Raw genomic sequence first — 20,584 nt, 5'->3', positions numbered from 1 at the left:
GGCCAGGCTCCGGTTGTGCGTCGAATCATCCGCGGACCCGGGGCGGTTCGACCAGCCGTCCCGCGTTGGGCTCGCCGCCGATCAGTGCACAGCCGAGCCCAGTGCCTTGGGTGTGCTTGCCGCGTCGCGCGTCCCGTAGGGCGAGGGTCCGGTTGTGCGTCGAATCATCCGCGGACCCGGGGCGGTTCGATCAACCGTCCCGCGTTGGGCTCGCCGGCAATCGGTGCGCAGCCGAGCCCAGTGGCATGGGCCTGCCGCCGCGTCGCACGCCTGCCCAGGTCGCGGGTGGTGTTGAACGGGCTCTGATGACGTTGGTGCGTCCGCTCGGTGGGGCGGCGAGGCGCGTGTGGCCGCGCGTGGCGTTGGGGCTTCATTGCGGGTCGTGCGTTGGCAGGCGTAGGATCGCCCGCCGGTCCGTGGTGGGCTGCTCCTGGCCGGCGTGTTGTCGTGGCCGTCTCTGGATGTACGGGCGCCGTGTTCGTCGGCACGCGTTCGGTGGCGGCGGGGTCAGGTGGGCGCGCCGGCGTGTGGGGCGTCCGGTGCCGTGTCGTTCGGGGGATGTTCGAGGCCGCAGGGTGGGGCGGAGGGGCGTCAGGGGTGGCGGGCGGGCGGGTCCTTGAGGTCGTGGCGTTCGATGGCGGCGGCCATCAGGGCGGGGAAGGCGTCGGGGGTGCAGGCGAAGGCGGGGATGCCCATGGCGGTCAGGGCGGCGGCGTTCTCGTGGTCGTGGGCGGGGGCGCCCTCGTCGGAGAGGGCGAGCAGCGCGATGACCTGGACTCCCGACGAGGTCAGGGCGGCCGCGCGGCGGAGCATCTCCTCGCGGACGCCGCCCTCGTACAGGTCGCTGATCAGGATGAGGATCGAGTCGGTGGGTCGGGTGATCAGGCCCTGGGAGTAGGCGAGGGCCCGGTTGATGTCGGTGCCGCCGCCGAGTCGGGTGCCGAAGAGGATCTCGACCGGGTCGTGGAGGCGGTCGGTGAGGTCCACCACGGCGGTGTCGAAGACCACCAGGGACGTGCGCAGCGACCGCATCGACGCCAGGACGGCGGCGAACACGCTCGCGTACACCACCGAGGCGGCCATGGATCCGCTCTGATCGACGCACAGCACCACGTCGCGTTCGAGCGCCTGCTGCCCGCGGCCGTACCCGACCAGTCGTTCCGGGACGACGGTGCGCCGTTCGGGCAGGTAGTGGCGCAGGTTGGCGCGGATCGTCCGGGGCCAGTCGACGTCGGCCGGGCGGCGGGGGCGCCGCACGCGGGCCGACCGGTCCAGCGCGCCGGTCACCGCGGAGCGGGTGCGCTGCGCCAGCCGGGCCTCGAGATCGCAGACCACCGTGCGGACCACGGCCCGCGCCGAGTGCTTGGCCTTCTCGGGCATGACCTGGCTGAGCGACAGCAGGGTGCCGACCAGATGGACGTCGGGCTCGACGGCCTCCAGCATCTCCGGCTCCAGCAGCATCCGGGTCAGGTCCAGCCGTTCGATGGCGTCCTTCTGCATCACCTGCACGACCGTGGACGGGAAGTAGGAGCGGACGTCGCCGAGCCATCGGGCCACGTTCGGGGCGGAGTCGCCCAGGCCGCCGCGGCGCGCCCGACCCTGCCCGCGCCGGGATCCGCCCTGGTCGTAGAGGGCCTCCAGCGCGGCGTCCATGCGGGCCTCGTCGCCCTCCAGCGTGACGCCGGTGCCCTCGGCGGCCTCGCCGCCGAGCACCAGCCGCCACCGCTTGAGCCGCTCGTCGGCGTGCATGTCGTCTCCGATCGTCATGTCGGCCATCCCAGGATCCCCGCGACCGCCCTCACCGCGGGCAGGGCCCGTTCCAGGTCGAGATCCTCGTCGGGCTCCGGGCGCCGTGTCGTGGCGCCGCCCACCCGGCGGGCGCGCTCTCCGAGGGCGCGCCGCTCCGCGGCCCCGTACCCGCCGAACGTGCGGCGCAGCAGCGGCAGGACGTCGGTGAACGAGTCCTCCGGCAGCCCGGCGATCCACCCGTCCACCAGGCGCAGCAAAACGTTGTCGTGAACGAGGACCAGCCCGCCGCCCGACAGGAAGCCCTCGATCCACGCGGCGGCGCGGGCCGGCGCGTGCCCGACCGACACCGCCCGCGCCATCCGGTCGGCGACGTCGTCCAGCAGTCCGGCGTCGTGCAGCAGCCGGGTCAGCCGCCCGTCGATCAGCCCGTGCAGGCCGGGGCGGTCGAGGAGCCCTGCCAGGGTGCCGTGCCAGCGCCCCTCGTGGCCCGGGCCGCCGGGGCCGTTCTGCGGGCCTGGACGGTGCACGCGTTCACCGCCGGCCGCGCCGCCCGGTGACGTCGCGGCGGCGAGCAGCGCGACGGACTCCTGTACGGCGTCGATGTGTCGCAGCAGGTCACGGGCGGCGTCGTCGTCCAGACCGGACACGGCGGGCGGCAGGCCCACGCAGATGCGGACGACGAGCCCGTCCACCACCGTGCGCAGCGGCTCCACCGAGGTGCCGCGAACGTCGCCGTACCGCAGCGCCCGAACGAGCGCGGGCAGCGCCGCCATCAGATGGACGACGTCCACGTCGGTGGCGGCCAGGTCGGCCAGCGCCCGCATGACCGCCGGCAGCGCCTCGCCCAGGTCGGCCAGGAGGCAGCGCTCGGCGACGGAGGTGAGGTCGGCGAGCGTCGCGGCCTCGCCCGCCAGCGCCCGCGCCCTCGCCCCGGCCGCGTCCCGCACCGTCGTGCCCCAGACCCCCGCCTCGATCAGCTCGACGTCGAACTCCGGCCGCCACGCCAACCGCCACCCCTCCCGGAACGTGCCCTTGGAACGACTCGCGTCGGCGTCCGGCTCGCCCCAGGCGACTCCCAACAGCCGCAGCCGGTGCAGCAGCCTGCTGCGATCCAGGTCCAGCGGGGTGCGCAGGTCCAGGTCGTGCTCCTTGACCGGCGCGGACGGCTTGAGCCGCAGCCTGCGCTGTTCGGCCTGAACGTCGCGCTGCAGCGGCACCATGGGGGTGCTCTCGGGAACGGCCCCCAGTCGTTCGCCCACCACCAGTCGATGCCGGACGAGCTCCAGCGGCGCCTCGGCCCCCTCGCACAGCACCGCCCGGGTCGCCTCGGTCACCTCGTCCAGCCCCGCCAACGGCCGGTCGCGCAACGCCGCCAGCGTCTCCGCAAGCCGGACGCCCTCGATCACGTGGGCGGAGGAGACGTGCAGGTCCTCCTCCCGCAGCAGCCGGGCGGTCCGCGTCAGCCACCGCTCGATCGGCCGATCGGGGGCCGTGAACAGGTGGTGGTACCAGCCGGGCGACCGCACCCCCGCCCCGTACCCGGACCAGTGCGCCAGCCGCCCGTGCGTCCAGGGCACCCAGGTCAGCGCCACCTTCTCCTTGGGCAGCCCGCGCAGCGTCCGGTCGTCCGCGCTCGCGGGGACCTGCGCTTGAAGGGCCGGCACATGCCAGGCCCCGCACACGACCGCGACCCGCTCGTACCCCTCCTTGAGGGTGCGACGCAGCGTCCGGCGCATGTACGCCTCACGCTGCCGCTCCCGCCTGGCGTACGCCTCGGGCACGCCCCGGACCGGCCGCTCCTCCAAGTCCTCCCGCAGCACCGTCATGGCCTCGGCGATCGCGGGGAACGGCGACGGGCCCTCACCTCGGTGCTCGACCACGTCCTCCCACCAGCGCTCCGCGTCGTCGTAGCCCGCCACCTGCGCCAGCCACCCGAGCGGATCGAGCCGGACCCGCTCCACCTCGTCGCCCTCCGCCGCGCGCCCCGGAAGGCTCGCCCTGGCGTCTCCCCGAACGGCATCGCCTTCCTCGCCCCCGGAGCCCCAACGACCCGCAGCCTCCGCGCCCCTCGCGGGGTCCCGGCCCCCGGCGACACGACCCTCGACGTCTGCGGTGCTCACCTCGGCGGCCCGGCCGCCGACATCGTGTTGGCCCTTGACTCCGGTGCCGGTGTCTCGGCGGTCGGAGCGTTGGCCGGCGGCGTTGGGGCTGTGTCGTCTGTCGTCTTCGGTGTTGGTGACGGTCTCGCCGTCCGCGTGGTGCCGGCCGGAGGGATGGGTGTCGGACACCGAGGGTTTCGCCGGGTCGTCGGCGGCGTGCGGGTCGGTGGCCGGGGGCCCGGTGAGAAGTTCGGGGGTCTCGGCGAGTTGGTGGGCGGCGGGCAGATCGCAGAAGCGGATGGGGATGCCCGCCTCGACGGCGTAGCGGATGGCCTGCCACTCGGGGCTGAACTCGGCGAACGGCCAGAAGGCGGCGCGGCGGCCCGGCGGGTCGGGGGGCGTGGGGGCGTGCTCGGCGGGTGGGGTGCCGGGCTTGGGGGTGGGGCCCGAGGTGTAGGCGAGGAGGGCGACCGGGGGGCGCATGGCGGGGTCGGCGGCCAGGTGAACGATGGCGTCGGCCTCCGGGGGGCCCTCGATCAGGACCACGTCGGGCTTGAAATCCTCCAGGGCGCGGCGGAGGGCCCGGGCCGAGCCGGGGCCGTGGTGGCGGATGCCGTAGATCTCGGTGTCCGGCACTAGGAGACCTCGCGGCAGGCCCGGTAGAAGTCGCGCCACTCGACGCGCTCGCGGACGACGGTCTCCAGGTACTCCTGCCAGACCACCCGGTCGGACACCGGGTCCTGGACGACCGAGCCGACGATGCCCCCGGCCACGTCGGCGGCGCGCAGCACCCCGTCGCCGAAGTGGGCGGCCAGGGCCAGCCCGTTCGTGATCACCGAGATGGCCTCGGCGGTGCTCAGCGTGCCGCTGGGCGACTTCAGCCTGGTGCGGCCGTCGGCGGTCGTCCCCGAGCGCAGCTCGCGGAACACGGTGACCACGCGGCGGATCTCCTCCAGCCCGGCCGGGGCCTGCGGCAGCTCCAGCGAGCGGCCGATCTGGTCGACCCGGCGGGAGACGATCTCGACCTCCTCTTCGGTCTCCGCGGGCAACGGGAGGACCACGGTGTTGAAGCGCCGCCGCAGCGCGCTGGACAGCTCGTTCACGCCGCGGTCGCGGTCGTTGGAGGTGGCGATCACCGTGAACCCGCGGCGGGCCTGCACCTCGGTGTTCAGCTCGGGCACCGGCAGGGTCTTCTCCGACAGGATGGTGATGAGCGTGTCCTGCACGTCGCTCGGCATCCGGGTGAGCTCCTCGATCCGGGCCACCATGCCCGACCGCATCGCCCGTATCATCGGACTGGGCACCAGGGCCCGCTCGGAGGGGCCCTCGGCGAGCAGCCGGGCGTAGTTCCACCCGTAGCGGACGGCCTCCTCGGAGGTGCCCGCGGTGCCCTGGACGAGCAGGGTGGAGTCCCCGCACACCGCCGCCGCCAGGTGCTCCGACACCCAGGTCTTGGCGGTGCCCGGGACGCCGAGCAGCAGCAGCGCCCGGTCCGTGGCCAGGGTGGCGACCGCCACCTCCATCAGCCGGCGCGGGCCCACGTACTTGGGAGTGATCATCGACCCGTCGGGCAGCTCGCCGCCCAACAGATAGATCGTGACCGCCCAGGGCGACAGCCGCCAGCCCGCCGGACGGGGCCGGTCGTCGTGCTCGGCCAGCAACGCCAACTCGTCGGCGAACTGCCGCTCAGCGTGCGGCCGCAGCACGGCCTCACCGTCGGGCGCGGCGTTCGTCGGGTCGCTGGAGCGCGGGCTCCCGGCCTCAGCCATGGGTCGCGATCCTTTCTTCGTAGAGGTACGTACCGCCCCGGCCGGAGCCGGAACGTGCGTCGAACGGGCTCGGACGACCCTCCACCACGCTGATCGGCGCCCCGCCGCAGGGAGAAGGGTGATCGCCCGGTCGATGGACGCTCACCGGAGACCTCCCCGGCATCGCACGCCGCAACGGGAACGCGCGGTGATCCACGAGGATCGGGGGCGGCTCACCGGAGCTCCTGGAGCATGTCGTTGCGGAAGCGCAGGGTGTCGGTCAGTTCCGTCAGGGGCCAGGACTCCGGGTGACGGCCGGCCAGGGCGTCGAGTCGGGGGGCCGTGTCCGGTGAGAGGCGTTCGTCGGCCAGCCGGCACAGGGGGGCCAGCGTGCCGCGGCGGCGGCCGGCGGGGCCGCCGGCCTCCTCGTCGTCGGCGGCGGAGGCCAGCAGACCGACCACGGCGTCGGCGAGCTCGCCGGTCCAGGGGCCGCGGATCCGCTCCAGCAGCCGCATCAGGTCGGCGGAGCCCTCCAGCCAGCGCAGCAGGTCGGCGGCGGCCCGGTCGTGCTCGTCGGGCGGGAGGACGGTCAGCAGGTCGGCCATGGACTCCGCCTCGTCGGCCGGGATCACGCCGCCCCGCAGGAGCGCCCGCGCCCACACCGCGTCGTGCTGCCCGACCGCCGCGCGGACCCAGCCGATGTGCACGTCCCGGGCGCCGCCGTCGTCGGCGGGGCCGCCGGGCTCGCGGGCCCGATCGGCGACGGGCAGGCACACGACCTCCATCGGCGGCCGTTCGAACAGGTCGGACCACGTCGCGAGAGGGGTGCGCGCCAGGATCTCGCGCAGCCAGCCCGCCCTCGCCCCCACCGGGCCCCCCGACCGATGGCCGGGCATGAACGACCCGGCCGGATGGAACGGGATGCCGTCACGGGCCATGTCCTCGTCGTGGCCGTGGGGCGGCTCCACGGTGATCCAGAGCCGGCGGCGCCCTCGTACGGTGCGCTCCTCGGGCCGCAGGCACTCCCTGGCGCGTCGGGCCATCCGGCGGCCGTAGCCGGAGCCGGGCAGCCGGGCCAGCAGGTCCGCGGCCGACCGTCGGACGTCCTTGGCGCGGTCGTTCAGCGCCTCCTCCAGGAACGTCTCGTCGGCGGGGGACAGGCCGTGCTCCAGGGTGGCCACGAACGCCGCCCGGTCCGGGGCGGGCTCGCTCGCCCACGTCGCCCGCAGGGCCTCCCGGGCCGCCGCCGGATCGTGGCCGCGCAGCCGGACCAGGTAGGCGACCCGCTGGTTGCGGGTGCCGGTCTGCCAGACCTCCGGGTCGTCGTCGCCCGGATCGTCGCCCTCGCCGACCAGGTACGCCCAGTCGGTGTTGCGCAGCGCCAGCCAGACCCCGCGCCGGCCCGCCGCCCGGGCGATCGCGGGACGCAGCGACCGGTCGGCCCGGCCGCGTTCGAGCAGGTCGGGCAGCAGCCCGGACGGAACCCGGTACCCGTGCCCGGCGGCCGCCTCCAGCCACTCCGGCAGCAGCCTGGGCCGGTCGCCCGTCAGGATCCGCGCCAGCCGTCGCCCCGCCGCGCGCGGCACCACGGGCAGTGACTCCCCAGGAGAGGGCGCGACGGGCGGGAACGCCGAGGCGTCACCGGCCCGCCATCCGGCCCGCCGCCGCACCGCCAGCAGCGCGGCCTGCTCCAAGAGCACCTCCGCTGGATCCGCACCGTCGGGTGGGCGGCCGTCCGGAGGGTGGACGGCCCGCCCGTCGAGGGGCGGCATCGGGGGCACCGGGCGGCGATGAGTGCCCAGGAGCGCCGTGCTCACGTGCTCGGCCCAACCGCTCATGCCGCATCGGGGGCGACGGCCCCGGCCTTCCGCGCGGTCGGCCGGACCGCCTCGAAGGAGTGCAGGTGCGCCGTCACAGGACCACCGCGCCTTCCTCTGGGTGCCAGGCGGACAGGGGCTGCAGGCCACGAGGCGACCACTCGCCGGCGAGGGTGAAGCGGTCGCCGCCGGACACGGCCAGCAGCCGCCACGGATCATGCCGGGACTCCTCGGCGGGGGAGAAGCGCAGCGGCAGGACATCGCCGTGGTCGTCCACCACATGGAGGTTGTCGGCCCGCACCGGCGACTCGGCGGGCGTGGCGAGCCGCACGTCGGCCAGGACGGCGGGCCACCGGTCGAGCCACGGGTCCAGGGCCAGGGCGTCCGCGTACTCCCGCAGCAGATCGCCGACGGTGCAGCCGCCCGGGGGCGTCGCGGTGAGGCCGTGGCGCTCGGCCACCGCCGCGCGCAGGGGCCGGGCGCCCGGATAGAAGGCCAGCTCGGCGTCGACCGTGGCGCCGGCGACGAAGGAGGCGTCCAGGACACGGCCGGGGGCGGCGAAGAAGAGCACCAGGGCGGGGCGACCGGTCCGGACGCCGCGCAGCCACACCCGCCGGGCGGTGATCTGGTCCTGCGGGGTGTCGCGCGAGCCCGCCACGTACCACTCGTCGCGGACCCGTTCGCCGGTGGCGAGCACCTCGGCCTCGGTGACGGTGAAGCCGACGCGGGAACGGACGGTCGCGCGCAGCGGCTCGGGAAGGTCGGCGGCGCGTCGATGGGCGCGGGCCAGGAGCGCCAGCAGGGCGTACTCCTCCAGCAGCCGGTCGGGCCAGGAGTCGCCGTGGCGCAGCGCCGACAGGCCCTTGACCTGCCCGGCCAGGCCGGGGGCCTGGGCGTCGACGAGACGGCGGGCGGCGTCGTCCCACACCTTGTAGGGCGCGCGCTCGGCCTGGGCGAGGCCCTGGCCGACCTGGTCGCGCAGCCACTGGGCCAGCTCGGCGACGCCGTCGTCGACCCGCCGCCTGCGGCGCTCGACCGTCTTGGGGTCGGGCGTCTTGACGGGGGCGGCGGCCCCGCGCTCCTGGGCCCCGGCGGCGCGCTCGGCCCGCCGGTCGAGCCATTCGGCGACCCACGGCGGACGGGCGGCGTCGTCGACGGTGCCGTCGCTCCACAGCAGGAGCAGGCCCAGCGCGTGCTTGCAGGGGAACTTGCGGCTCGGACAGGAACACCGGAACGCCGGCTCCGCCAGGTCGACGCACGCCCGGTACGCCGCGGTGCCGCCGCCCCGGCACTCGCCCCAGACGGAGGCGTCGTCACAACCGACGTCGAGCCACTCGGCGGGCTTGGCCACGCCTCCGGCCGCCCTCGCGGACGACGGGTCCGGCGCCAGCGCGAGAACCCGTTCCCGACCCCAACGATCGCTCACGGTTCCGACGCTATCGGGGCCCTGTGACAATCCGGGGCGTCCCGAACACCGGACGAACGGGTCAGTCCTTGAGCCATGTCGGGAGGACGGCGGCCGTGTCGGGGGCCAGCAGTGTCCCGCCCGCCGCCAGCGCCAGCAGGGCCACGAACGCGAACAGCCCCACCCAGGCCAGACCGGGGACGCCGGTCAGGTGGGCGAGCTGGTCGGCGTCGGAGGACGGCGCCATCTGCCGGGCCCGCATCCGCTGCAGCTCGATGACCGGCCGGGTCCCGGCGAACAGCAGGAACAACACCGCCAGGTAGGCGAACCCGGCCCGGACGTCCTCGTCGCCCAGCCAGGACACCACGAAGATCAGCGCGCCGGTCGCCACGACCGACAGCACCCCGTAGGCGTTGCGGATCATGACCAGCATCCCGGCGAGCAGCAGCAGCGAGGCCCACAGCATCAGGGTGACGCGCCCGGCGCTGAGCAGCGCGGCGAACACCAGGCCCAACAGCGGCGGGGCCACGTAACCGGCCAGGGCGGTGAAGACCATGCCCGGCCCGTCCGGCCGCCCGCGCGAGACCGTCACCCCCGAGGTGTCGGAGTGCAGCTTGATGCCGTCCAGCCGGCGGCCGGTGAGCAGCGCCGTCAGCGCGTGGCCGCCCTCGTGCGCGATGGTGACGACGTTGCGGGAGACCCGCCAGGTGGGGCCGTGCACCACGGCGCCCAGCGCGACCAGCCCGGCGAGGATCACCAACCACCACGCCGGATCGTCCTGCGTGCCCGTCAGCCGGTCCCACAGTTCGCCGATGCCTGCTGCGTCCACGTCCACCTCTGGATCCTCGTCACCGTCGCCTCAGACTAGGACGTTGCGGGCGGCCCTCGCGTTCGGAACGATGGCACCGGTCCCGGACGGGCGGGCTTCGGTGTCGGCTTGCGTTGTGAAGCCGATCACATCCGGGTCGCGGCGGAACCGGTCGCCGCGTGCGGCCGGTCTGAGCTTTCCTTGAGTGCCGTTCATCTCGTGTCGTTATTTTGTGTGACTCGTAGCGCAATAGGGTGACCTCGCGTCGAGACCGACGATGTCCCAGGGCCCGGTCGGGCCGCCCCCGGGCGGCCGGAACCCGGCCCATGGCCCGTCGCCGCGGGGGCTCTCACAAGCGGCGCGGCCGGTGCGACGGAAGGAAGACGGGGATTTTGAGCAGGGAGCGGCGTCCCGGCCTGTCCGGGTTCCTGCGGCGGGTGTTCGGGCGCGACCGGCTGACCGGCCAGGTGGCGTTGGGGCTCGTCGGCGTGCTCGCGGTGACCGCCGTCGTGTACGGCGTCGGCGTGGCGAGCGCGAAGTACGAGCTGTCCGACATCGGCGCCTGGCTGAGCGCCTCCCGCAAGGGCACCGTGGTGCACGCCAACGGCCTCGCCGGGAAGGTCGACGGCCGGGCCGACCTCATCGCCGGGATGCGCGGCCACCGCATCCGGGTCGTTCAGGACGGCACCACCGTCCTGCTGGTCGACGAGGTCACCGGCGTCGTCAGCCGGCTGGACCCGTCCCAGCTCAAGGTCGCCCAGAGCCGGCCCTTCGCGGTGGGTGTCCAGGTCGTGGTGGGCGCCGGCAGCGCGTACACGATCGACTCCGTCAAGGGCACCGTCCAGCGGATCGACCCGGTGGACCTGTCGGCCGTCGGAGCACCGGCGAGGCTGACCCCGCCGCTGGGCCAGGCCGGCATCGACGGGCGGGGACGGCTGTGGGTGCCCGCCCCGCAGACCGGACAGGCCGTGCCCGTTCACGCCGGGGTCCCGCAGACGCCCGTCACGGTGGGCCGGCCCGGCGACCGGCTCGCCCTGTCGATCGCCGCGGGTGTTCCCGTGATCGCCAACTCCACCGACGCCACCGCCACGGTCGTCAAGCCCGAGGGCCTGCAGAAGGTGGCGCTGCCGTCCACCGTCACGCGGGCCGGGCGCGCCGGGGCGCAGGTCCCGCCGGTCACCGACGGCCAGGTCGTCCCGATGCTCGGCGCCGAGGGCTCCCTGGTGCTGCTGGACACGGGTGTCGGCTCGATCACGTCGGTCGCGCTGAAGATGGCGCGCCACGACTTCGGCGTCCCGCAGATGCTCGGCCCCCGCGTCTACATCCCGGACGAGACCGCCGGGGCGTTGGTCGTCTACCACTCGGTCTCCGGCTCGTTCGAGGCGCGCCTGCCCGTCACGGGCAGACCGGGCCCGCTGGAGGTCTTCGTCAAGGACGGCCTGCTTTGGGTGAACGACCCCGACGACGAGAACGCCCTGTCGGTGGACGACAAGGGGATTCCCAAGCGGATCCGCAAGTACGACCCCGAGGTCCCGGGCGGCAAGCGCAACCCGCTGCCCACCCCGAAGCCCAGCGGCGACGCCGACCCCGAGCCGCGGCGGCCGCAGCCGAGGCCGGGCACCGATGACCCGCCGGGAGCGCCGCAGGCCGTCATCGCCCGGGGCTCCGGGGGGACGATCACCGTCACGTTCCGGCGCTCCGCCCGGAGCAGGATCGCGCCCACGGGCTACGTGCTGCGCAACCGGTTCGGCCTGCCGGTCGCCGGTGCGTCGCCCGGCGAGATCCGGGACGACGGTACCGCCCTGCGGTTCACCGTGCCCGGGTTGCCCTGCGGGAGGGACTTCACCTTCCGGGTCGTCGTCCGGTACGTGGATCCGAGGACGCGCCGCCCGGTGGACGGCGCGTTCGCCGAGTCCGACCCGGCGCAGGCGTGCGCGGAGCCCGGCGCCCCGGAGTCCGTCAGCTCCACCGGAGACAGCGGTCAGATCAGCGTCTCGTACGGGGAGTCGGGCGACACCACGGCGGTCAAGGAGTACGTGCTGACCGACGCGGCCGGGCTGCCGGTACGGGAGGCCACGCCCTCCCGTATCCCGCCCGGCGACGCGACCCGCGTGTTCACCGTGAAGGGCCTGGACTGCAACAGGGAGTACACCTTCAAGGTCGTCGCCCGCTTCAAGAACGGCGGCCAGGCCGGCTCCCCACCCACGAGCCTCCACCCCTGCAAGCCCCCCGGGGCGCCCGCCAACGGGACGGGTTACGGCTCGAACCGGAAGGTGACCCTCAACTGGCAGAACTCGGGATACGACGTCACCTACGTCGTGACGGGTCCCAACGGTACGAGCGAGACCAAGGAGACCACGTTCACCGAGACGGGCCTGGCCAACAACCGCGACCACAACTACTCGGCGGTGGCGAAGAACGGCGCGGGCACCTCCTCGGAGACGACGTGGCGCGTCAGCCTTGCCTACCCGGAGTTCGGTACGCGGAACGAGCACAACAACCAGACCAACACCCGGATCCGCGCCGATTCCAATACGGGCTCCAGCCAGGTCGGCACCATCCCGCAGGGCCAGTACATGGACCTCACGGCCATCTGCCTCAAGTCCGGAGGCTCCGTCACCGAACCGGAGTCCGGCCAGACGAGCCAATGGTGGGCCCGCATCAAGTGGGGGAGCGGCATCGGCTACCTGAACGTGACCCTGATGTCGGGCCCCGACGCGCCCGACGAGGCCCACTTCGAGTGCACGGATTGAGCGGGGGAGAGTCGATGACGGAGAGCCAGGGCAACGCGGACGCGTTGGTGGCGCGGTTCGCCCAGATGTTCGGCGCGCTCGCCGGCGGTGTGGAACGGGTCATTCGCGGCAAGCGCGACAAGGTGGAGCTGGCGCTGGTGTGCCTGCTCAGCGAGGGCCACCTGCTGGTGGAGGACGTGCCCGGGGTCGGCAAGACCACCCTGGCACGTGCCATCTCCGCCTCGGTGGACGCCCGTTGGACCCGGATCCAGTTCACCCCCGACCTGCTGCCCAGCGACATCACCGGGGTGTCGATCTTCAACCAGGCGGGCAACGCGTTCGAGTTCCACCCCGGGCCGATCTTCGCCAACCTGGTGGTGGCCGACGAGATCAACCGGGGCTCGCCCAAGACCCAGTCGGCACTGCTGGAGGTCATGGAGGAGCGCCGGGTCACCGTGGAGGGCACGCCGCATCCGGTGCCCCGCCCGTTCATGGTGATGGCCACCCAGAACCCGGTGGACATGGACGGCACGTACCCGCTGCCGGAGGCGCAGCTCGACCGGTTCCTGATGCGGATCTCGATGGGGTACCCGGACCACCAGTCCGAGATCGCGGTGTTGGCGGGCGCGCCGACCGGGGTGACGCTGGAGCGGCTCCAGCCGGTCGCCTCCAGGGAGGACGTCGCCCGGATGATCGACTTCGCCGGGCGGCTGCACGTGGCGCCGCCGCTGTACGACTACCTGGTGCGGGTGGTGGCCGCCACCCGGACCCACCAGGACGCGCGGCTGGGGGCCAGCCCCCGGGCGAGCCTCGCGCTGCTGCGGGCCGCCCGGGTGCGCGCGGCGGCGGCGAGCCGGTCCTACATCGTGCCGGAGGACGTCAAGGCGCTGGCGGTGGCCGTGCTCGCGCACCGCGTGATCATGACGCCGGAGGCGGAGCTGCGCGGGCGGACGGGGGCGGACCTGGTGGCCGAGGTGCTGGCGACCGTGCCCGTTCCCCAGGCCGCCGGGGTGTGATCCGTCGATGCGGGGGCTGCTGACACCACTGGGATGGGGGACGGCGGCGGGGTCCGTCCTGCTCTACCTGGCGGGATGGTGGCTGGGGTATCCGGAGCCCGCCGCGCTGGGCCTCGCCGGGCTGGTCGCCGTGGCGCTGGGCCTGGTGTGGACGCTGCCCGGGCCCCGGCTCGACGTCGACCGGGAGATCGCGCCGACCAAGGTGGCGCGGGGCGAACCGGCGGTCGGCGTCCTGCACGTCACCAACCGGGGCCGGACCATCCGCGCGGGGCTCGCGGCCCGGGACGTCGCCGGCTCGACCGCGGTGGGCGTGGACGTCCCCCGGCTGCGACCGGGCGGCAAGCGGACGGTGACGTACCGGCTGCCGACGGATCGGCGCGGCGAGATCCCGGTGGGGCCGCTGCGGCTGGTGCGGGCCGATCCGATGCAGCTCGCCCGTCGGGTCAGGGAGTACGGGACGCCCCGGACGCTGCTGGTGCGGCCCCGGACGGTGCCGCTGCCGCTGCTGCCGTCGGGACGGGCGCACCATCTGGAGGGGCCGACCAGCGACCGGGCGCCCGCCGGCACCGCCACCTTCCACTCGCTGCGGGAGTACGTGCGCGGGGACGAGATGCGGCACGTGCACTGGAAGTCCACCGCGAGGACGGGGACGCTCATGGTCCGCCAGCTCGTGGACGCCAGCCTGCCGACGACGACCGTCGTGATCGAGTCCCGACCGGAGGCCTGGCCGGACGGCGACGACTTCGAGCTGGCCGTCGACGCCGCCGCGTCCGTCGCGGTCGGCGCGTGCAACGCGAACTTCCCGGTGCGGATCCTGACCGGGTCGGGCGTGGTCGCCGACACCCGGGGCGGCCCCGAGGACGCGGAGGCGGTCCTGGACCGGCTGACCGCGGTGACACCCGCCGAGGGCCCCCAGACCCCGGCCGACGTGGTCCGCCGCGTCCGGCCCGGCGGGTCGCTGGTGGTCGTCGCGCCGGGGGACACGGATCTGAGCCGGATCGCCACCGTGCGCGGTCGGTTCGACCGGGTCGCGGTGCTGCGCGTGCGGCCCCGGGGGCCGGCCGCCGTGCCACCGGGCCTGACCGTCCTGGACTTCGGCGACTTGGACGAGCTCGCCGGGGCCTGGCGACGGGAGCTGCGCCGATGACGCGACGCCACGTCTCCCTGGCCGTGACGGCGGCGCTCGCCGCGACCGCCGGGCTGGCCTTCCACCGGGTGTTCGGGTACGGGCCGCTCCTGCCGGTGGTGCCGGTGGCCGCGGTGGTGCCGACGGTGCTGGCCGGGCTGCTGTCGGGCCCTCGGAAGGCACGCCCGTGGCCGCTGTGGATCTCGCTGGTGCTGACGGTGTGCGCCTGGGTGGCGACGGTGGCGGTCACCGTACTGCGTCCGGCGCTGTCGGACGGCGGCCTGATGCCCGCGCTGCGCACCGGACTGCGGGACGCGTGGAAGTCGATCCTCACCACGCTGCTGCCCGCCCCCGACCGGCCCGAGCTGCTCGTCCTGGTGCACGTCGTGGTCTGGCTCGCGGCGTTCGCGGGGGCCGAGATCGCGTTGCGGACGTCGCTGCGGTCCGCTCCCTGCGTGCCCGCGTTGGGCGCGTTCGCGGTGGCGTTGGTCCTCGGCGTGGACGGGCCCGGATCCAACGCGCCGATCGCCGCGCTGATGGTGGGGCTCATCGTCACGCTGGTCCTCGTCCGGGGGGACGGGGGCGGCGTGCGGACGTTCGCCGCGGGGCTTCCGGCGGCGGCGGCGCTGGGCGCGTTGGCGCTGGTGGCCGGCCCGGTGGTGCCGGTCGGCGCCGACCCGTACAACCCGCGCGAGCAGGTGGCCGCCCCGCCGCCGCAGCAGCGCGACGGCGTGAGCCCGCTCGACCGGGTGGCCGGGTGGCTGCTGAGCCCCGACCAGGTGCTGTTCACCGTGCGGGCGCCGCGTGCGGAGGTGTGGCGGCTGGCGGTGCTCGACCGGTTCGACGGCGTCACCTGGTCGTCCGGCGCGGGCTTCGTGCCGACCGGCAGCACCGTGCCCGAGGGGGCCGAACGGGCGAGGCGGCGTGACCTCGTCCAGGACGTCACCATCCGCGACCTGCCGGGGGTCTGGGTGCCCGCCGCCGACCGGCCGCGCGCCATCGACGGTCTCGGCGTGGTGGTGGACCCCGCCAGCGGCGTGATGGCGACCGCGCAGCAGTTGCGGAGCGGGCAGACGTACCGGGTGACGTCGGCGGTCCGGGAGTGGAGCGCCGACGACCTGGCCGTCGTGGGCGCGGCGCAGGACGCGGAGGCGCGGGCCGCCCGTGAGCTGCCCTGGGGCCCGGGGGCGCGCCGGCCGCCCGTGCAGCTCGCCGAGTTCGAGGCGTTCGCGCGACGCGCCACGGAGGGGACGACCTCGCCGATCCAGCAGGCGGCGCAACTCGCCGAGTTCCTCAAGGGGTACGGCCGGTACGACTTCAACGCGCCGCCGGGGCACGGCTATCGGCAGTTGGACTACTTCCTGGGGGAGGCCCGACGCGGCACCCCCGAGCACTACGCGACCGCCTACGCGGTGCTCGCCCGGACGCTGGGGCTGCCGACGCGGGTGATGGTGGGCTTCACCGGCGGCCGGATCGCGGGCGGGACGCGGGAGATCCGGTCCGGGGACGTGATGGTGTGGCCCGAGGTCAAGTTCGAGTCCATCGGCTGGGTGCCGTTCAACCCGACGCCGCAGCGGCAGGGCGGGGGCCGCGACTCGGGCGCGGTGGCGGCGGGCAGCGCGCAGCAGAAGCTGGAGCAGGCCCAGCAGAACGCGGCCTCCCGCTCGCGAGAGGCCGAGACCCCCGACGAGCGGCCGCCGAGTCGTCAGGCCCCCGCGCGGCCGGAGGAGCCGACCCCCTGGTGGGTGTACGCGTCCGGGCTGACGTTCCTGTTGGCGGCGGGGTACGTCGCGGCCGTGTTCGCGGTCCCGGCGCGGCGGCGGAGGCGGTGGCGTTCGGGCGCGCCCGCCGTCAGCGTGCTGGGGGCCTGGCGCCAGGCGCTGGACCACCTGACGGACGTCGGTCTGCCCACCGCCCGGACGCTCACCGCGCACGAGGTCGCCCGGCTCGGGGCGGACGCGGTCGGTGCGTCCGCGCTCCGTCATCTGGGGCCGCTGGCGGAGTTGGCCGACCGCAGTCGTTTCGCGGAGACGCCGCCCGACCCGCACGCCGCCGACGCCGCCTGGCGGCACAGCGACGAGCTGGGACGGCTGGTCACCGCCAAGGCCGGACGTCCGCGCCGGATCCTGCGCCGACTGCATCCCCGTTCGCTGCGGTCTGCGCACTAGGAGGCCATCGTTCATCCGTTTTCGCTGTTGTCGCTGATATGTCCGTACTGTCCCACTAGGGTGAGCGCTTGCGTTCGCGACGACGGGAGGCGACCGTGCGCGCGTTGTTCGGCCGCGACGGACTGACCGGCCAGTTGGCCATCGGCCTGGCCGGGGTGCTCGTCGTGGGCGCCGTGGTGTTCGGCGTCGGGGTGGCCGGGGCCACCTACGAGCTGTCCGACGTGGGCGCCTGGCTGTACGCCCGCAAGCAGGGCTCGGTGATGCACGCCAACGGGCTCGCCGGGAGGATCGACGGCAAGGCGGGCCTGCTCGCGCAGATGCGCGGCCACGACATCCGGATCGTCCAGGAGGGCGACACCGTCCTCATCGTGGACGTGCAGACCGGCGTGGTCAGCCGGCTCGACCCGTCGCAGCTCAAGGTGGAGCAGAGCCGCGACCTGGGCGCCGCCGGTCTGCAGGTGGTGGTCGGCCAGGGCCGCGCGTACACCGTCGACCCGGTCCGGGGCGCCGTCCAGCGGATCGACCCGGTGTCGCTGACCGCCGTCGGCCGGCCCGCAGCGCTGCCGCCCCCGCTGGGCGCGGCGGGGATCGACGCCACCGGGACGCTCTGGGTGCCCACGCCCCAGACCGGTGGGCTCGTTCCCTTCCGGGACACCGGGCAGGGCGCTCCGGTCACCGTGGGACGCCCGGGCGACCGGCTCGCGTTGACCATCGCGGCGGGGGCCCCGGTCGTGGTCGACTCCACGTCCGCCGAGGCCACCGTCGTCAAGGCGGGGGGCGGCCATCTGAAGGTCTCGCTGCCGTCCGCGGTGACCCGCTCCGGCAGGGCCGGCGTCCTGGCGCCTTCGCGCACGGAGGGCCCGATCGTGCCGCTGCTGGCGGCCGAGTCGGGGTCGCTGGTGATGCTGCACACCGGGACCGGCACGCCCACGGCCGTCAGGGTCGACACCGGGGGTCACGCCTTCGGCGCGCCCCACATGCTCGGGACCAAGGTCTACCTGCCGGACGAGACGGCCGGGGCGCTGCTGGTGTACGACGCCGAGACCAACGCCTTCGAACGGCGGATCGTCGTCACGGGGCGGCCGACCAGGCTGGAGGTCTTCGTCAAGGACGGGCTGCTGTGGGCCAACGACCCCGACGCGGATCGCGCCGTCGTCCTCGACCGCGGGGGCTCCTCCAAGTCCGTCCGCAAGTACGAGGAGCGGATCCCCGACGGGCGGACCCGCCGGCCGCTCCCGAAGCCGACGTCCACGCCGTCCCGACCCTCCTCTCCCTCCTCACCGCCGCAGACCCCCGAACGGCCGCCGCCGCCCGGAGAGCCCACCGCGCCCTCGAACGTGGCGGTGACCCCGGGGGACGGCGAGATCACGGTCAGGTTCAACCCGTCCCGGGGCGGCGTCCCCACCGGGTACGCGCTGTCCGGGCTGCCCGCCGGCCTGCGGGCCTCTCCCCGGACGGTGCCGCCCGGCGGGCCGTACACCTTCACGGTGACCGGCGGTGACTGCAACCGGCTCTATCGGTTCACGGTCGCGGTGCGGTACGCCAAGAACGGCCTGCCCGCGGAGAAGACGTCCCAGCCGAGCGATCAGGCGCGTCCCTGCATCATTCCGCGCCCTCCCGTCGACCCCACGGCCTCCGCCACGAGCGGGGGCACCGAGGTGACCTGGAAGGCCCCCGCCGGGCCGGCACCCGCCGGCTACACCGTGAAATGGTCGGGCCCCAAGAGCGGCACGAGGGACGTGTCGGGGACGTCCGTCCTGCTCGACGATGTGTGGAAGAACGGGTCGTACCGGTTCGAGGTCGTCGCCCGGAACGGGGCCGGCAGTCGGAGCTCGAGTTGGGCGGGAACCCTCACCGGGCCCTCCCGGCAGTACGCGATCCAGCACAACGGCAAGTCCAATGCTTACATGAACGTCGCTCCCGACACCGACAGCGCGGACGTTCATCGCGTTTATGACAACGGGCACATGCTGACCGTGCACTGTCAGAAGAAGGGCGTGCATTACGCCCATTCCAATGGCAATCCCGACTTCGCCGGAGACCTTTACGACGACGTCGAGATCGAGGGCAAACGCGGCTTCATGATCGGCTATCTCGTCGATACACCCAAGGACCCCTGGCAGGAGTACGCCGGCCCTCCGCTCTGGGAGTGCGCCTAGCGGCCATGCCCGGCCGCGTTCAGGCGGCCGGGCGGGCCCCTCGGATGCACACGGGCTTCGACCAGGCGATGACGGGGCGAGGGTCCTCGGCGGTCGCGGCGCGCAGCATCGCCCCCACCTGGAAGCAGTAGCCGAGCCCGCGCCGCAGCCCGTCGACGGCCGTGTTGGTCGCGCCGGGGCCCGCCGAGATGACCGGACGCCGCGTCGCCGGGGCGTGCCGTACCAGGATCGGCAGCCGCCGCGAGACCGCGGGAAGCTGCCAGCGCAGGTTCACCGAGGTGCCCCTGTCGGCGATCGACCGGACGCGGCGCGGGGTCGCCGCCCAGACCTGCTCCTTGGGGATCGCCGGGGCGGCGTCGTCGGGCGCGGGGTCGGGGGAGCCGGTGCCCTGTGCGGCGGGGGAGGCCGAGCCCTTCGTCCCCGGAGTGTCGTCATCGCCGCCGAAGGCGCCCAGCGCCGCGATACCGAGGGTCAGCCCGCCGACGAGCGCCACCGTGCCGGCGATGAGGAGCCCTCGTGGCGGCCCGCCACGACCCTGCCCGGGCTGGGCCCGCGTCGCCCCGTCGAGCACCGCCGGAGGCCCGGGAACGGCCATGGGCGGGGCCATGGGCGAGGGCGGCTGGACGGGTCCGGGTGGTGCCGGGTCGGGAGGCCCCACGAAGCCGACGGGCCCCACGAACCCGGCCGGACCGGGGTCCGCCACGGCCGCGGGCGGGGCGGGCGGGGCGGGCAGGGCGTCGGCGGCCGTCCAGAACGGCGGGGGCGGGGCCTCCAGCGAGCCGCCGCCCTGCCATGACGCCGCGCCGTTCGGGGCCCACGGCGAGGGCGCCGAGGAGGGCGGGCCGGTGTCGTCGGGCTGACCGATCTCGGCGACCTCGGCTGAGGTGTAGGCGAGGTCGGTGACCGGGAGGCCCAGCTCCGCCTGCAGCCGCTGGAGGCGCTGGGCGAACGCCACCGCCGAGGGGAACCGCTGCTCGGGGGCCTTGGCCATCGCCGTACGGATCACGTCGAAGAGCTGGGCGGGGACGTCGTCGCGGGGAGGCGGCGGGGGCGGGTCGTTGAGGATGCGGAGCATGAGCTGGGCGATGCCCTCGCCGCCCGGCCCCTTGAACGCCGGCTGCCCGGCCAGCAACTGGTAGAGCGTGGAGCCCAGCGAGTAGATGTCGGAGGGGACGCCCGGCGGGCGGCCCTCCAGGACCTCGGGCGCCGCATGGTGCGGGGTGAACGCCTGGGTGTGGGTGGCGTCGAAGGAGTCCACCAGCCGGGCGATGCCGAAGTCGGCCAGCGCGGGCTCCCCGTAGCGGGACACCAGGATGTTCTGCGGCTTGACGTCGCGGTGCAGCACGTCGGTCTCATGGGTGGCGGCCAGCGCGCCGGCCGTCTTCACCCCGATCCGCAGGACCTCCGGCACCGGCAGCGGGCCCTCCCGGCGGAGCCGGTCGGTCAGGGCGCCGCGCTCGAAGTACTCCATCGCGATGTACGGGCGGCCCGATCGGGTGCTCCCGGTGTCGAGCACCGTCACCACGTTGGGGTGGCCGCTGAGCCGGCCCGTGATCCGGCACTCGCGCTGGAAGCGCTTCATGGCCGCGTCGTCGACCGCGCTGACCGACAGCACCTTCAGCGCGACCTGCCGGTCCAGTCGTTCCTGGTAGGCCCGGTAGACGACGCTGAACCCGCCCTCGCCCACCTTCTCCAGGACGCGGTAGCCGGGTACGTCCTCGGTCATGGAGTCCTTCTCGCTCGGGGGCGGCGTCACG

Annotated in this window: 12 protein-coding genes; 5 read left to right on the top strand and 7 right to left on the bottom strand. The window is 74.7% G+C overall.

What is annotated here, in order from left to right; all coding sequences use genetic code 11:
• Positions 1-591 precede the first annotated feature (591 nt).
• The 6 genes from DFJ69_RS01885 to DFJ69_RS01860 all read right to left on the bottom strand — a co-directional run bounded on the left by DFJ69_RS01885 (position 592) and on the right by DFJ69_RS01860 (position 9,653).
• On the bottom strand, positions 592-1,767 hold the full coding sequence (locus tag DFJ69_RS01885) for a vWA domain-containing protein (RefSeq protein ID WP_425453286.1): 1,176 nt from the start codon (positions 1,765-1,767) through the stop codon (positions 592-594).
• Positions 1,764-4,484, bottom strand: coding sequence for a DUF5682 family protein (locus DFJ69_RS01880; protein ID WP_116020870.1), 2,721 nt, complete (start codon positions 4,482-4,484; stop codon positions 1,764-1,766). The genes DFJ69_RS01885 and DFJ69_RS01880 overlap by 4 nt, the downstream gene beginning before the upstream one ends.
• A complete protein-coding gene (locus DFJ69_RS01875; RefSeq protein ID WP_116020869.1) occupies positions 4,484-5,617 on the bottom strand; it encodes an ATP-binding protein in 1,134 nt (377 codons plus the stop codon). Before DFJ69_RS01875 ends, DFJ69_RS01880 begins: the two co-directional genes overlap by 1 nt.
• Positions 5,618-5,829: 212 nt before the next feature.
• Positions 5,830-7,434, bottom strand: coding sequence for a DUF5691 domain-containing protein (locus DFJ69_RS01870; RefSeq protein WP_147312167.1), 1,605 nt, complete (start codon positions 7,432-7,434; stop codon positions 5,830-5,832).
• Between the two features lie 73 nt (positions 7,435-7,507).
• Positions 7,508-8,839 (bottom strand): SWIM zinc finger family protein, encoded by a 1,332-nt coding sequence (locus DFJ69_RS01865; RefSeq protein ID WP_170177506.1) that lies wholly within the window; start codon positions 8,837-8,839, stop codon positions 7,508-7,510.
• A gap of 61 nt (positions 8,840-8,900) precedes the next feature.
• Positions 8,901-9,653, bottom strand: a complete 753-nt coding sequence (locus tag DFJ69_RS01860) for a M50 family metallopeptidase (RefSeq protein ID WP_211328479.1) — start codon at positions 9,651-9,653, stop codon at positions 8,901-8,903.
• 365 nt (positions 9,654-10,018) lie between these two features.
• Here DFJ69_RS01860 and DFJ69_RS01855 point away from each other — a divergent pair, with 365 nt between their 5' ends.
• From DFJ69_RS01855 to DFJ69_RS01835, 5 genes are all read left to right on the top strand, one after another.
• Positions 10,019-12,379, top strand: coding sequence for a fibronectin type III domain-containing protein (locus DFJ69_RS01855; protein WP_116020866.1), 2,361 nt, complete (start codon positions 10,019-10,021; stop codon positions 12,377-12,379).
• Between the two features lie 14 nt (positions 12,380-12,393).
• Complete coding sequence (locus DFJ69_RS01850; RefSeq protein WP_116020865.1) at positions 12,394-13,374, top strand: AAA family ATPase; 981 nt, start codon at positions 12,394-12,396, stop codon at positions 13,372-13,374.
• A gap of 7 nt (positions 13,375-13,381) precedes the next feature.
• Complete coding sequence (locus DFJ69_RS01845; RefSeq protein WP_116020864.1) at positions 13,382-14,521, top strand: DUF58 domain-containing protein; 1,140 nt, start codon at positions 13,382-13,384, stop codon at positions 14,519-14,521.
• Positions 14,518-16,668: a transglutaminase TgpA family protein gene (locus DFJ69_RS01840; protein WP_116020863.1), complete on the top strand. Its 2,151-nt coding sequence runs from the start codon at positions 14,518-14,520 to the stop codon at positions 16,666-16,668. The genes DFJ69_RS01845 and DFJ69_RS01840 overlap by 4 nt, the downstream gene beginning before the upstream one ends.
• Positions 16,669-16,736: 68 nt before the next feature.
• The gene (locus tag DFJ69_RS01835) at positions 16,737-18,827 is read left to right on the top strand and encodes a fibronectin type III domain-containing protein (RefSeq protein WP_147312166.1); all 2,091 of its coding nucleotides are present in this window, start codon (positions 16,737-16,739) and stop codon (positions 18,825-18,827) included.
• Positions 18,828-18,846: 19 nt separating this feature from the next.
• Here DFJ69_RS01835 and DFJ69_RS01830 read toward each other — a convergent pair whose 3' ends face one another.
• Complete coding sequence (locus tag DFJ69_RS01830; protein WP_116020861.1) at positions 18,847-20,553, bottom strand: serine/threonine-protein kinase; 1,707 nt, start codon at positions 20,551-20,553, stop codon at positions 18,847-18,849.
• Positions 20,554-20,584: the final 31 nt, after the last annotated feature.

Source organism: Thermomonospora umbrina (assembly GCF_003386555.1).
Lineage (GTDB): Bacteria > Actinomycetota > Actinomycetes > Streptosporangiales > Streptosporangiaceae > Thermomonospora > Thermomonospora umbrina.
The sequence above is the reverse complement of the archived record's forward strand: the minus strand, read 5'-3'. Positions and strand labels throughout refer to the sequence as shown.